This is a genomic window from Cetobacterium sp. 2G large (genome assembly GCF_014250655.1).
GTDB lineage: Bacteria > Fusobacteriota > Fusobacteriia > Fusobacteriales > Fusobacteriaceae > Cetobacterium_A > Cetobacterium_A somerae.
The window spans coordinates 26,713-41,060 of record NZ_JACHTH010000005.1; the positions used below are offsets into that span (position 1 = coordinate 26,713).

General features: G+C 30.5%; 16 protein-coding genes. 11 read left to right on the forward strand and 5 right to left on the reverse strand.

Annotation, left to right across the window (positions count from 1 at the left end; all coding sequences use genetic code 11):
- Positions 1–22: 22 nt before the first annotated feature.
- The 8 genes from H5J23_RS02810 (at position 23) to H5J23_RS02845 (ending at position 6,969) form a co-directional block, all read left to right on the forward strand.
- Positions 23–1,231 (forward strand): L-serine ammonia-lyase, encoded by a 1,209-nt coding sequence (locus H5J23_RS02810; RefSeq protein ID WP_023050787.1) that lies wholly within the window; start codon positions 23–25, stop codon positions 1,229–1,231.
- Between the two features lie 66 nt (positions 1,232–1,297).
- The gene (gene pth, locus H5J23_RS02815; protein ID WP_023050788.1) at positions 1,298–1,864 is read left to right on the forward strand and encodes an aminoacyl-tRNA hydrolase; all 567 of its coding nucleotides are present in this window, start codon (positions 1,298–1,300) and stop codon (positions 1,862–1,864) included.
- 105 nt (positions 1,865–1,969) lie between these two features.
- On the forward strand, positions 1,970–3,280 hold the full coding sequence (gene rsxC, locus H5J23_RS02820) for an electron transport complex subunit RsxC (RefSeq protein ID WP_185890932.1): 1,311 nt from the start codon (positions 1,970–1,972) through the stop codon (positions 3,278–3,280).
- A gap of 10 nt (positions 3,281–3,290) precedes the next feature.
- Positions 3,291–4,223, forward strand: a complete 933-nt coding sequence (locus tag H5J23_RS02825; protein WP_023050790.1) for an RnfABCDGE type electron transport complex subunit D — start codon at positions 3,291–3,293, stop codon at positions 4,221–4,223.
- Positions 4,223–4,762, forward strand: coding sequence for an RnfABCDGE type electron transport complex subunit G (locus H5J23_RS02830; protein ID WP_023050791.1), 540 nt, complete (start codon positions 4,223–4,225; stop codon positions 4,760–4,762). Before H5J23_RS02825 ends, H5J23_RS02830 begins: the two co-directional genes overlap by 1 nt.
- Positions 4,762–5,370 carry an RnfABCDGE type electron transport complex subunit E gene (locus H5J23_RS02835; RefSeq protein ID WP_023050792.1) on the forward strand — a complete coding sequence of 203 codons (609 nt, stop codon included), beginning with the start codon at positions 4,762–4,764 and terminating at the stop codon, positions 5,368–5,370. The genes H5J23_RS02830 and H5J23_RS02835 overlap by 1 nt, the downstream gene beginning before the upstream one ends.
- 3 nt (positions 5,371–5,373) lie before the next feature.
- Positions 5,374–5,958 carry an electron transport complex subunit RsxA gene (gene rsxA / locus H5J23_RS02840; RefSeq protein ID WP_023050793.1) on the forward strand — a complete coding sequence of 195 codons (585 nt, stop codon included), beginning with the start codon at positions 5,374–5,376 and terminating at the stop codon, positions 5,956–5,958.
- A 15-nt stretch (positions 5,959–5,973) separates the two neighbouring features.
- On the forward strand, positions 5,974–6,969 hold the full coding sequence (locus H5J23_RS02845) for an RnfABCDGE type electron transport complex subunit B (protein ID WP_023050794.1): 996 nt from the start codon (positions 5,974–5,976) through the stop codon (positions 6,967–6,969).
- A gap of 29 nt (positions 6,970–6,998) precedes the next feature.
- On the opposite strand, the gene H5J23_RS02850 is transcribed toward H5J23_RS02845, so the two are convergent.
- A complete protein-coding gene (locus tag H5J23_RS02850; RefSeq protein WP_023050795.1) occupies positions 6,999–7,376 on the reverse strand; it encodes a RidA family protein in 378 nt (125 codons plus the stop codon).
- Between the two features lie 346 nt (positions 7,377–7,722).
- On the opposite strand from H5J23_RS02850, the gene H5J23_RS02855 reads away from it, so the two are divergent.
- The 3 genes from H5J23_RS02855 (at position 7,723) to H5J23_RS02865 (ending at position 11,615) form a co-directional block, all read left to right on the forward strand.
- Positions 7,723–8,736, forward strand: coding sequence for a PTS sugar transporter subunit IIC (locus H5J23_RS02855; RefSeq protein ID WP_040407270.1), 1,014 nt, complete (start codon positions 7,723–7,725; stop codon positions 8,734–8,736).
- 116 nt (positions 8,737–8,852) lie between these two features.
- Positions 8,853–10,157 (forward strand): Na+/H+ antiporter NhaC family protein, encoded by a 1,305-nt coding sequence (locus H5J23_RS02860; RefSeq protein ID WP_023050797.1) that lies wholly within the window; start codon positions 8,853–8,855, stop codon positions 10,155–10,157.
- 15 nt (positions 10,158–10,172) lie between these two features.
- Positions 10,173–11,615 (forward strand): flippase, encoded by a 1,443-nt coding sequence (locus H5J23_RS02865; RefSeq protein WP_185890934.1) that lies wholly within the window; start codon positions 10,173–10,175, stop codon positions 11,613–11,615.
- An 11-nt stretch (positions 11,616–11,626) separates the two neighbouring features.
- On the opposite strand, the gene H5J23_RS02870 is transcribed toward H5J23_RS02865, so the two are convergent.
- The 4 genes from H5J23_RS02870 to H5J23_RS02885 form a co-directional block, all read right to left on the reverse strand.
- Positions 11,627–11,905, reverse strand: coding sequence for a DUF2325 domain-containing protein (locus H5J23_RS02870; protein WP_023050799.1), 279 nt, complete (start codon positions 11,903–11,905; stop codon positions 11,627–11,629).
- Between the two features lie 17 nt (positions 11,906–11,922).
- Positions 11,923–12,258 (reverse strand): DUF2023 family protein, encoded by a 336-nt coding sequence (locus tag H5J23_RS02875; RefSeq protein WP_023050800.1) that lies wholly within the window; start codon positions 12,256–12,258, stop codon positions 11,923–11,925.
- A 108-nt stretch (positions 12,259–12,366) separates the two neighbouring features.
- Positions 12,367–13,176: a Cof-type HAD-IIB family hydrolase gene (locus H5J23_RS02880; protein WP_185890936.1), complete on the reverse strand. Its 810-nt coding sequence runs from the start codon at positions 13,174–13,176 to the stop codon at positions 12,367–12,369.
- Complete coding sequence (locus tag H5J23_RS02885) at positions 13,166–14,299, reverse strand: M20 family metallopeptidase (protein WP_185890938.1); 1,134 nt, start codon at positions 14,297–14,299, stop codon at positions 13,166–13,168. Before H5J23_RS02885 ends, H5J23_RS02880 begins: the two co-directional genes overlap by 11 nt.
- Positions 14,300–14,348: the final 49 nt, after the last annotated feature.

Genomic DNA, 14,348 nt, shown 5'->3' on the forward strand with positions numbered 1-14,348 from the left:
AATTAAAAGTTCAGGAGGAAAAATGGATTCACTAAGAGAATTATTTAAGGTTGGAAATGGACCATCAAGCTCTCATACAATGGGGCCAGAGAGAGCGGCAAAAAGATTTAAGGCAGAAAACCCAAATGCAGCAAGTTATAAAGTAGAGTTATACGGATCACTTGCATTAACAGGAAAAGGGCACTTAACAGACTATATAATAATAGAAACGTTAAAGCCTAAATCTACAGAAATAGTATGGATGCCAGAGTATGTTCATCCGTATCACACTAACGGTATGAAGTTTATCGCTTTAGATAATGAAGGAAACGAGTTAAATTCTTGGTTAGTATTCTCTGTTGGTGGAGGAACTATAATGGAAGAAGGACAACAAAGACAGGGTGGATCAAGAGTTTATTCTTTTGGAACAATGGCTGAAATTATGTCATGGTGTGAAAAAAATAAAAAAGAATTATGGGAATTTGTTACTGAAAATGAAGGGGAATCAATTTGGTATTTCTTAGATCAAATAAGAACAGCTTTAGAAGCTTCAGTTCAATCAGGACTTTCTAAAAATGGAATTTTACCAGGAACAATAAGATTACAAAGAAGAGCTCAATCGTTCTATAGAAAAGCAAGAAACGATAAATCTAGAGGTGGATTTGTTGGAAGAATATTTGCTTACACACTAGCTGTATCTGAAGAGAATGGAGGAGGAGGTAGAGTTGTTACTGCCCCTACTTGTGGAGCTGCAGGAGTAATTCCTGGGTTAATGTACGCCTTAAAAGAGGAGTACAACTTAACAAATGAAGAAGTATTAAAAGGTCTTGCTATAGCTGGACTAATAGGTAACATTATAAAAGAAAATGCTACAATATCAGGAGCAGAGGGTGGATGTCAAGCAGAAGTTGGATCAGCTTGTGCGATGGCAGCAGCAATGGCATGTTTCATATTAGGTGGATCATTAGAGCAAATCGAATATGCAGCAGAAATGGCACTAGAGCACCACTTAGGATTAACTTGTGACCCAGTTGGAGGATATGTTCAAATACCTTGTATAGAAAGAAACGCAGCAGCAGCAGTAAGAGCTTTAGATGCAGCACAGTATGCTTTATATACAGATGGAAAGCACAGCATTTCTTTTGACCAAGTTGTAAAAACTATGGGAGAAACAGGAAGAGACTTAAAAGAGGAGTACAAAGAAACTTCTCTAGGAGGACTTGCAAAATACCAATTTGATGGGAATTGCTAATAAAACCTTTTGAAAGAGAGAATCTTAGATTCTCTCTTTCTTTATAGTTATAATTTAGGAGGAAAGATGAAGTTAATAGTTGGATTAGGAAATCCTGGAAAAGAGTATGAAAGAACAAGACATAATGTTGGATTTGATATAATTGATGAGTTTGCAGAAAAAAATGGATTCAATCCATTTAAAGAAAAATTTCAAGGATTATTAACAGAAAAAACAGTGAATGGAGAAAAAGTAATTTTATTAAAACCTCAAACATATATGAATTTAAGTGGTAACTCAATAGTTCAGGTTGTTAAATTTTATAAAATAGATCCAGTGGAAGATTTAGTTGTTGTTTATGATGATATGGATTTACCTTTAGGAAAATTAAGAGTAAAAATGAACGGAAGTGCTGGTGGTCACAATGGAATAAAATCTATAATATCACACTTAGGACAGGACTTTATGAGAGTAAAATGTGGAATAGGAAAAGCAAAAAATAAAGATGAAAATATTAATTTTGTTTTAGGTAGGTTTACAAAAGAGGAGTCAGAGGTTGTAAATCCTATGTTTTTAAGTGTGATTTCTTTATTAGATGATGTATTGAAAAACACTCAAATAGACAAAATCATGCAGAAATATAACAAAAAGTAACACAAAAAAGCAAAAAAATAGCTCAAAAAAGTTGTTAAATATAAATAAATATGTTATTCTAACAATGGAATATAGTTTGTTAACTACAAAGGAGGGAATATTTTTATGAAATTCTTCGGATTCAAAGGGGGAGTACATCCACCTGAAAATAAGATCCAAACAGAAAATCAAGCTGTAGAGATTTTAGCAGCACCAAAAATGGTTTTCATCCCACTTCTTCAGCACATAGGGGTTCCTTTAACGCCTTGCGTAGAGATTGGAGAAAGAGTTTTAAAGGGACAAATAATAGCTGACTCAGAAGCTTTTTTATCAGTTCCTGTACATGCATCAGTAAGTGGTACGGTAAAAAAAATTGAAAATTTACCATTTCCATTAATGGGGAATGTACAAACAATTGTAATTGAAAATGATGAGCAAGAAGAGTGGACAACTCTTGAAAAACTGCCTGAGTGGAAAAATTCAACTAAAGAAGAGTTGTTAAAAGTAATAAGATCTAAAGGAATTGTAGGTCTTGGAGGAGCAGCTTTCCCAACACACGTAAAATTAAATCCACCAGCAGATGTAAAAATAGAGGTATTATTACTAAATGGAGCTGAGTGTGAGCCATATTTAAACTCTGACAATAGAGTTATGATTGAAGAGCCTTCAAAAGTTATAGAAGGTATAAAAATAATGAAACATATATTAAATGTAGATAGTGCTGTTATTGGAATTGAAGATAATAAGCCAGAAGCAATAGAAGCTATGAGAAAAGCTTGCCAAGGAACAAATATAGAAGTTATGCCACTGAAGACAATGTATCCACAAGGTGGAGAAAAATCATTAATAAAAGCTATATTGAACAAAGAGGTACCATCAGGAAAGCTACCTTCAGCAGTTGGTGTAGTTGTTAACAATACAACGACAGCAGCAGCGATATATGATGCTATTGTAAATGGATTACCTTTAATAGATAAAGTTGTAACTGTTACTGGAAAAGGGATAGAGCAACCTAAAAATTTAAAAGCTGTTATAGGAACACCTATATCAATGCTTTTAGAAAATTGTGGATATAAAGAAGAAATAGTAGAAAAAATAGTTATGGGTGGACCTATGATGGGTATGGCTCAATTAACTTTAGAGGTGCCTGTTATAAAAGGAACTTCAGGATTGCTAGCTTTAACGAAACAAGAAACAAACTATTGTAAGCCGAAAGCTTGTATAGGTTGTGGAAAATGTGTTGATGCATGTCCAATGTCATTAGAACCAATAATGTATGCTAGATTAGCAGAGTTTTCGCAATGGGAAGAGATGGCAAAATACCATTTGATGGATTGTATTGAGTGTGGTTCTTGTGCTTATATATGTCCAGCTAATAGACCACTAACAGAAGCAATAAAAATTGGAAAAGCTAAACTTAGAACAATGAAAAAGTAGGAGGAAAAAAGTGGCAAAAATTTTAAAAATGGGGCCATCGCCTCATATCAGAACTAAGGAAACTGTTGATGATGTAATGTATGATGTAATTATAGCATTACTTCCAGCACTTTTAGCAGCGTGCTATTTTTTTGGAATTAGAGCAATAGTAGTAACAGCGGTATCTATTTTATCTTGTATGGTAACTGAGTTTGTATGTCAAAAATTAATGAAACAAGATGTACAAATTTTTGATGGAAGTGCTATTATAACAGGAATTTTATATGCTTTTGTAATACCACCATATATGTCTTTAGTATATGTTATAGTTGGAGCTGTAGTATCAATAGCTCTTGGAAAAATGGTATTTGGTGGATTAGGGCATAACATATTCAATCCGGCTTTAGTTGGAAGAGCATTTGTTCAAGCATCTTGGCCAGTTGCAATAACAACATTTATGTATGATGATGTTGGAGGAGCTACTCTTTTAGATGCAATGAAAAGAGGGTTACCAACAGATAATGCCTTAATAGAAAGTGGAAATCTTTATTTAAATACATTTATAGGTAGAATGGGTGGATGTTTAGGAGAAACATCTGTTTTAGCTCTTCTTCTAGGTGGGGCATATTTAATCTATAAAAAGCAAATAGATTGGAAAGTACCAGCAATAATGATTGGAACAGTATTTGCAGCTTCTCTTATAGCTGGAGCAGATCCATTTTTACATATCTTCTCAGGAGGATTATTTTTAGGAGCATTCTTTATGGCAACAGATATGGTAACATCACCTCATACACCAAAAGGAAGAGCTATTTTTGCTTTTGGTATAGGAGTTTTAGTATCATTAATTAGATTTAAAGGTGGTTATCCAGAGGGAGTTGCTTATTCAATTCTTATAATGAATGGATTTGTACCTTTAATTAATAGATATACAAGCCCTAAAAAATTTGGGGAGGTAAAATAATGGAAAGAAATAGATTTGTACATTATGGTATTGTTTTAACACTAATAGCGTCAATCTCTGCTGGAATTTTATCTGTAGTTAACGGTGCAACACAAAAAGTTATAAAAGAAAACGAAAAAGCAGCAGTAAATGCAGCAAGAATAATGGTTTTGCCAAAAGCTGAATCATTTGATGAGAATGCAATAGTAAAAGTAGATGAACTAGAATTTATCCCTGGAAATGGATCAAATGGAAAGCCTGTTGGATATGTAGTAACAATTTCTCAGCCAGGTTATGCTGCTAATATAGATTTTGTATTAGGAATTGATAGAAGAGGAAGAGTAACTGGATTAAACATAATAGGAAGTCAGGAAACACCTGGGCTAGGATCAAAAATATTAGATCCAGAGTGGCAAAAGAAAGCTATTGGAAAAGATGCTTCTTATGAATTTAATAAATCAGCAGATGGCTTTGCAGGAGCTACAATATCACCAAATGCTGTTTATACAGGAATTAAAAGAGCTCTAAATAGTTTTAATAGTGGGGTGAATAAAAAATAATGGCAAAATCAAATAAAGAGATATTATTAAATGGAATAATAAAAGAAAATCCAGTATTTGTACTTTTACTTGGATTATGTCCAACACTAGGAGTTACATCATCATCAATAAATGGTATGGCAATGGGACTTGCAACAATGTCAGTAATTGTTTTTTCAAATATGTTAATATCAATGATAAAAAGCTTTATTCCTGATAAAGTTAGAATTCCAGCATTCATAATGGTAATAGCATCATTAGTTACTATAGTTGAGATGGTTATGAAAGCATATTTACCAGATTTATATAAAGTTTTAGGATTATTTATTCCTCTGATTGTTGTTAACTGTATTGTACTTGGTAGAGCTGAAAGTTTTGCTTCAAAGAATACTGTATTTAAATCAATATTAGATGGAATTGGAGCGGGATTAGGATTTACATTAGCTCTAACTCTTTTAGGAACAATTAGAGAGATATTAGGAAATGGAACAGCTTTTGGAATATCTGTAACACCAGCTTCATTTACACCAGCTTTAATATTTATATTAGCACCTGGTGCGTTTATAACAATAGGATTTATAATCGCTACTCAGAACTATATTAAAGCTAGAAAGAGTGGGGTGAAATAAAAAATGGATTTTGCAAAAATATTTAGTTTAATAATAACAGCAATTTTTATTCAAAATATAATATTTGCTAAATTTTTAGGAATTTGTCCATTTATGGGAGTTTCTAAAAAAGTTGAATCATCAATTGGAATGGGTATGGCAGTAACATTTGTTATGTCACTAGCTTCAGGAGTAACATGGACAATTTATAACTATTTATTAGTACCGTTACAATTAGAGTATTTACAAACAATAGCTTTTATATTAATAATAGCTTCGTTAGTACAATTTGTAGAGATGGCAATTCAAAAGACTTCACCGAATTTATATAAAGCTTTGGGAGTTTTTCTACCACTAATAACAACAAACTGTGCTGTGTTAGGTATTGCTATTTTAAATATTCAACAAGAGTATAACTTTATTGAGTCTGTTATAAATGGAGCAGCAGTAGCAATTGGATTTACATTAGCTCTAGTTTTATTAGCAGGAATAAGAGAAAGAATAGAATATGCAGCTATTCCAGGACCATTTAAAGGAGTTCCTATAGCATTTATTTCAGCAGGACTTTTAGCAATGGCTTTTATGGGATTCAGCGGAATGCAAATATAGATTGGAGGTAGGTTAATGGAATCAATATTATTTCCTGTTTTATCGTTAGGAGGAACAGGGTTAGCAATGGGACTATTTTTAGCCTATGCTTCTAAGAAGTTTGAAGTGAAGGTTGATGAAAAAGTAGAAGCTATTCAAGGAATACTTCCTGGAATAAACTGTGGAGCATGTGGATACCCAGGATGTTCTGGTTACGCAGAAGCAATTGCTCTAAATGGAGCAGAAATGACAGCATGTTCACCAGGAGGACCAGCAGTTGCAGCAGAAATAGCAAAAGTTATGGGAGCGACTGTTGACTTATCAGGACCTAAAATGGTAGCAAAGCTACTATGTCAAGGAGATTGTACTAAAACAACAAAGACATATGAGTTTGAAGGTGAATTAACAACTTGTTCTGCAATAAATCTATATGCAGGTGGAGATAAATCTTGTAAATACGGTTGCTTAGGATATGGAGATTGTGTTAAGGTTTGTCCAGTAAATGCAATAACAGTTACTGAAAAAGGAATTGTGAATATAGATGAAGAGAAATGTGTATCATGCAAAAAGTGTGTTTCAACATGCCCAAAAAGATTAATAGAGATGTTACCAATGAATAAAAGAGTAACAGTTAATTGTATGTCAAGAGATAAAGGTGTAGTTGCTAGAAAAGCTTGTACAGTAGCATGTATAGCTTGTGGACTTTGCCAGAAAGCTTGTCCAGTAGATGCAATTGAAATAAAAAATAATGTTGCAAGAATAGATCCGGAAAAATGTGTAGAGTGTGGATTGTGTGCTGTAAAGTGTCCAACTAAAGCTATAAATAGTGAAGTTAAAGAGATAAAAAAAGCAGAAATAATTGAAGAAAAATGTATTGGATGTACAGCATGTGCTAGAGTTTGTCCAGTTAAATGTATAGAGGGAGAAGTTAAGCAAAAACATAAAATTGATCAGTCTAAGTGTATAGGGTGTCAATTGTGCTATGATAAATGTAAATTCTCAGCTATAAAAATCAATATTCAGAATTTGTAAAAAAAAGATGAGGATATCCTCATCTTTTATTATTTTACAGCGATAACTTCGATTTCAACCTTAACATCTCTAGGTAATCTAGCAACCTCAACACATGCTCTAGCAGGTTTAACCTCTCCTAAATACTCAGCATAAACTTCATTAATAGAAGCAAAATCGTTCATATCTTTAATGAAAACTCCAGCTTTAACAACATCTTTTAATGAATATCCAGCTTCTTCTAAAATAGCTTTAACATTTTCTAATGATTGTCTAGTTTGCTCTTTAACATCATCTGATATAACAGTCATAGTCTCAGGAACAAATGGAATTTGTCCAGAAACATATAAAGTTCCATTTACTTCAATTGCTTGTGAGTAAGGACCAATAGCTGCAGGAGCTTTACTAGTGTTGATAACTTTCTTCATTATAAATACCTCCCAATTAAATTTAGATAGTTAAATTTTAACATAAAATTATTATATAAACAACCTAGAAAATACTAATTTGTGGGAGTTGTAAAAAATAGTTTTGTGAATAAAATCACATTTTTTCATAAAAAAATGTAGAGTTAACAAAGTTAAAAAGTAAAATAATGTAAAGTATACATTAAATGTGTTAAACGTGTGTTGAAATGTCTTAAAAATAAACATAAAATTTAAAAAAATACTTTACTTTTTGTAAAGTGTAGAGTATAATTAATTCTGTGAGAAAAAAAGTTAAAATTGACGTATTGTTATTTTTTTAACAAGCATGTCGAAGGAAAGAGGGAAAATGGAATTATTAAAAGGTACAGTGTTATTATTATTGGTTTTAGCATTCTTTACTGGATTTAGCTTAAAAGCACCAAGAGGAATGAAAGCTATGGGTGCTCTAGCAGGAGCAGCAACAGCAAGTTTCCTAGTAGAAGCTTTCCAATTATATGTTGGTGGAGATCTTTTAGGAATTAAGTTTTTAGGAGAGGTTGGAGCCTCAGCAGGATCAATGGGAGGAGTTGCAGCAGCAATTTTAGTACCATTAGCTTTAGGAGTAAGCCCTGTTTATGCAGTTTTATTAGGTGTAGTTTGTGGAGGAATGGGAATCATCCCTGGATTTATCGCCGGATATGTAATGTCATTTATCATTCCTAAGTTAGAGGAAAAAATACCTGATGGTTTAGATTTAATTGTAATTATTTGTTTAGCAGCACCTTTAGGAAGAGGAATAGCTCAGTTTGTTTCTCCTGGAGTTACATTTGCTTTACAAACAATTGGAGATATAATTATTGCGGCACAATCAGCTAGTCCGTATGTAATGGCATTTATCTTAGGAGGAGTTATAACAGTAGTTGCTACAGCTCCAATAAGTTCAATGGCTTTAACAGCAATGTTAGGATTAACTGGTTTACCAATGGCAATAGGAGCATTAGCAGTAATGGCTTCATCATTCATGAACTTTGTATTCTTTGATAGAATGAAGTTTGGAGATAGATCAACAACAATAGCAGTTGCTATCGAGCCATTAACTCAAGCAGATATAATTTCTGCAAACCCAATTCCAGTATTTACTACTAACTTTATTGGTGGAGGAATAGCTGGTATGATCGTTAACTACTTCGGATTAATTAATAATGCTACTGGAACAGCAACACCAATCGCTGGTTTCGCAGTAATGTTTGGATTCAATCCTGCTAAAGAGGTATTAATTACAGCTGGATTATGTGCTGTAGCTGGTATCGCAACAGGATATGTAGGGTCAATCATATTTAAAAATTATAAAATTAAAACTGTTGCTGAAATAAGAGGGTAATAGTTATATAAAAAAGTTCCAGTTATACTGGAACTTTTTTTTACTAAAAATTTGATAAAATATAAAAAATAATGTATACTCATAAAAATGTATAAAAAAATAAAAGGGGGTAAAAAATGAATACAAAAACAAAAGGAAGCTTTAAGGGATTAATTCCTTTTTTAGTTTTCATTGGATTTTATTTAGGAAGTGGAATTATTTTAGATTCTATGGGCGTAGAGTTAGCTTTTTATCAATTACCAGCTCCAGTTGCTATTTTTCCTGGAATAATTGTAGCATTTTTACTGTTTAAAGGTAGTATAAAAGAGAAATTTGAAACTTTTTTAGAGGGATGTGGACACCAAGATATTATAACAATGTGCATAATATATCTTTTAGCTGGTGGGTTTGCAATTGTTTCAAAATCTATGGGTGGAGTTGATTCGACAGTAAATTTAGGATTAACTTATGTTCCATCACATTATATAGCTCCAGGATTATTTGTAATTGCAGGGTTTATTTCAACGGCTACAGGAACATCAGTAGGTTCAATTGTATCTTTAGCTCCAATAGCAGTAGGATTAGCAGAAAAAAGTGGAGTTTCAATGCCATTAGTTTTGGCTGCTTTAATGGGTGGAGCAATGTTTGGAGATAATCTTTCGATAATTTCTGATACGACAATTGCTGCAACAAGAACTCAAGGTGTTGAAATGAAAGATAAGTTTAGAGTAAATATCAAAATAGCAGCACCAGCAGCAATTTTAACACTATTACTATTAATAGTTTTTGGAAAGCCTGAAATAGCTCCTGAAACTGGAGTATATGCTTTTAATATAGTAAAAGTTTTACCATACATATTTGTTTTAACACTTTCTTTAATTGGGATAAATGTTTTTGTTGTTTTAACGGCTGGAATAGTACTATCAGGAGCTATAGGATTATTCTATGGTGATTTTACTTGGTTAGGATATGCAAAAGAGATTTATAATGGATTTACTGGAATGACAGAGATATTTTTATTATCTCTTTTAACAGGTGGATTAGCATCATTAGTAACTAAGGCTGGTGGTGTAGATTGGATAATGAGTACAATTGAAAAAAGAATAAAAGGGGTTAAAAGTGCCCAAATGGGAATGGCTTTATTAGTAACATTAACAGATATGGCTGTAGCTAACAATACTGTGGCTATTATTATAAATGGACCAATAGCTAAGAAAATATCTGATAGATATGGAGTAGATCCTAAAAAGAGTGCCTCTGTTTTAGATATATTTTCATGTATTGCCCAAGGAGCAATCCCTTATGGAGCTCAAATGCTTATAATGTTAAGCTTTGCTGGAGGAAAAGTTTCTCCATTTGATATAATACCATTATTGTGGTATCAAATGATATTAGCCGTATTTACAATAGGATATATTTTTTATAATCCAAAAGAATCATAAAAAGGAAGATGTCAAATGTCAGTTTCTAAAAATTATCTTTACAATGTTTTACTAATAATAAGTAATACTATATTTCCAATAATAACATTTCCTTATATTTCTAGGGTGTTAATGCCAGAATATTTAGGAAAAGTGTATTTTGTGCAAGGCGTTGTAGCTTATTTTTTAATACTTTCAGTATTAGGTGCTCCAAATTATGGAATAAAAGAGTTATCTAAAGCTAAAGGAATAGGCGATTGGCTTGAATTTAAAAAAATATTCACAGAGTTATTTATAATGACAATTTTAAGCAGTATAGGATCTTTAATTCTTTTATTGGTTACAGTTCAATTATATGGAAAATTTTATCAAGAAAAATTAATATTTTATATTTTTGCAATTCAAGTTTTGTTTGAGTGTTTTCATATAAATCATTTTTTCATTGTTATGGAAAATCATAAAAGAAGATTAATAAGATCATTTACAATTAGAATTTTATCATTAGGATTTTTATTTTATTTTATAAAAACACCGAATGATTATTATTTATATGCTTTGCTATTAGTTGTTCCAGAAGTACTAGCAAGAGTTATAGATGTTATTAGTGTAAGGAAATATTTTTACTTTAAAGATTTAAATTTTAAAAGGCATACGAATAGCATGTTTATAATTTTTCTATATATTTTTACAATTGGTATATATGGAAGTATTGATACAACAATGCTAGGAATTATGATAAATGATATTGAAGTTGGATTGTATACAGCAGCTGTTAAGATGTATAAAATGGTTTTACCAGTAATTTTGACTTTAGGAACAGTATTATCTCCAAGAATAATTGGAGCTATAAAAAGAAAAGAGAAAGAAAATATCTATAAAAATATGGATATTTTTATAGATTATTGTTTTATAGTTGGAGTTCCGGCTACCTTACTTATGATGCTTTTAGCTAGAGAGTTTACACTTTTATTTTCTGGACCAGATTTTAAAGGAGCTATAGAAACAATGATAATAATGTCACCTTGTTTGGGTTTTTTAGCTTTGGGTACTTTTATTGGTGGACAGGTTATGTTACCAAATGATTTGGAAAAAGATATATTGATAATTTCTATATTTGGAGTATTTTTAAATATAGGGTTAAACTATTTTTTAATTCCAGCTTATTTAAGAAATGGAGCAGCATTAGCAACATTAATTACTGAAGTAATAGTTGCATTAATTAAAATTGGTAAAATGAAAAAATTATATGTTGATTATAAAATTTTAACAAAAGACAGGGTTTTAACAGTTTTTGTAGGAGTTATAATATCTTATGGTATTTATTTAAAGATTGGATATATCAGAGAGTTTGGAAATTTAATAACTTTATTAATAATTCCTGTATTATATGGGATTACATATTTTTTAATATTGATTCTTTTAAAAAATAAAAGAATTTTAAGTTGGCTTGTATTTATAAAAAAAAGATTGCATATTTAATGCAATCTTTTTTATTTATACATTTTATCTAAGTTTTCTTTAAGTTTTGAGATACTGTTATTATTTAAGTGAACAATTGGTATATTTTGAGTTTTACAAACTTTATTACAATTATTCAAAAGATTATGACTAACTAAGTTAGTAAAAATTATGCACATTTCACAATTTTTAATTTTTTTACAAAAATTTGGACATTGAGTATTATAAACTTTTCCTTTTAAATTATAAGATTTTAATAATTCTAAATATTCTCGTTCTCCTCTTTTTAGGCCACCAACAATAGCAATCATTTCTTTACCTCCCCTTTTTATGAAACCTTGATATTTTCTTTATTTTTAAATTGTATATATCTATCACATTGTTTTTTTCGATCATATCCTAACATAATACCGAGAATAAAATCTTCTTCAGGTGAATATTCAGATAAGTTAGATTTGTTAATTTTTTTTATAACGTTAATACAAGAAGCATCTCCAAAAAAGACATTGTATCTTCCATTTTTTATTTTATATATTTTATAAGATATATTTTTTGAATTTAATCTATTTTCTACAAAACTTAATAAGTCTTCAGAAATAGTATGTAAAATAAGATTTCTTATTCCTTTTTCAAATTCATATATATGATGAATAAAAACTTGCATAAACTACCTCCAAAAATTTGATATAAAAATATTAACACAATAAACTTTATATGTCAATTATTTTTATAATCAAAATATTTTTATAAAAAAATAAAGTGGCTAACCACTTTACTTTTTGAATATTAAATTTTCTATAATTTTTGTCATTCCGTTATTATTATTAGAAGTTGAAATAAATTTACAGATGTTTTTTATTTCTGGCTTTGCATTTTCAACACAAGTAGGCATACCAGCTACTTTAAGCATTGGAATATCATTATAAGAATCCCCAACAACAATTATTTCATCTTGTTGTATTCCTAATTTATTAGCTAATTTTAGAAGTGAACTACCTTTATCAACACCTAATTTAGTAACTTCTAAGAAAAAAGGTTTTGATATAGCAATAGAAAATTGATTTCCAAGTTCACTATTTAATTTTTTTTCTACTTGTTTTAAATATTCTGGCTCTTCTAACATAATACATTTAACACAATCTTTATCAACGACAGCTTTAAAATTTTTAACTTTTTCAAAAGGCATTTTAGTTAATTCAACCTCAACTTCAATATATGAGCTATAATCTTCAGAAATAATTGAGTCATCTAAATAAGTTATTATTTCCACATTATTCTTTTTACTAAAATCATAGAGAAGATGAATTTCATCTTTAGTGAGAGTTTCTTCTAAAATATTCTTGCCAGTTTTACAATTAGTTATAATAGAGCCATTATAAGAAAGAATAAAGCTGCCGAATTTATCTAATTTTAATTCTTGTGCTAAGTCTCTCATTGCATACGTTGGTCTTCCAGAAGCAAGAACAAATATAACTCCATTTTCTTGTGCTTTCATTATAGATTCTTTATCTTTATCAGAGACTTTTCCTTGTGAATTTAAAAGTGTATCATCAAGATCAGTAACAATCATTTTATATTTCATTTCTATCCTCCAAAAGTTTTGCGAAAAGTTTAACTCCTTCAAGAAGAACTTTTTCATCAAAATTAAAAGAAGAACTATGTAACGGTGAAATAAAATTTTGTTCTTTATTTCTAGTACCTAATAGAAAAAATATCCCAGGAACTTTTTCTTGATAAAAAGCAAAATCTTCAGCTAAAGCTAAGGTTTCGCCCTGAATAAAATTAAAGTCTTGAGAAATTTTTAAAAAATTATTATAAAGAATATTATCATTTATAACTGGTGGATAAAGAACTCTAAATTCATCTATCACTTTAATGTCAAAAGCTATTTCTATTCCGTTATGTATTTCTTTCATTCTTTTTATTATTAGTTCAGTATCCTCTTGAGAATATGCTCTAATTGTACCATAAAAATCTATAGAGTTAGATATTATATTTCGAGCTGTTCCACCACTTATTTTACCAACTGTTATAACGCCTGCATTAAAGGGAGAAAGATTTCTAGAAATTATACTCTGATAAGAATCTATAATTTTAGTAAAAGGTATAAGGGGATCATTTGTTTTTTGAGGCATTCCTCCATGACCTCCCTTACCAACAACCTTACAATCAAATTCCGTAGCTTGTGCAAAGAAAGGTCCAGCTTTAGTTGAAATAGTTCCTTCTTCTAAATCTGGAAATAAGTGAAAAGAGTATATCTCTTTAACATGGAATTTTTCTAAAATTCCAGTCTCGCATATAAATTTAGCTCCACCTGGACCTTCTTCGGCAGGTTGAAATATTAATAAAATACTATAATTTTGCTCTGCTGTTGTTGTTAGATATTTAGCAAAGGCTAAAAGAGCAGCTGTATGACCATCATGTCCACAAGCGTGCATAAAACCAGAGTGTTTTGAAGAAAATGTACAATTATTTTCCTCTTGAATTGCAAGTGCATCTATATCAGCTCTAAAGGCAATGCACTCTTTTTTTATCCCTGGAATATAGATATAAACACCAGTTTCACAAATTGTATTTGGAGAATATCCCATACTTTTTAGTGTATTTATTATATACTTTTGAGTTTTAAACTCTTTGAAGCCTACTTCGGGTATTTGATGTAGGTCTCTTCTATATTTTATAACTTCGTTTAATAAGAAATTCATAGTTACCTCCTGTATAAATAATTAATTAATGATAGTATTATTTTTTTAT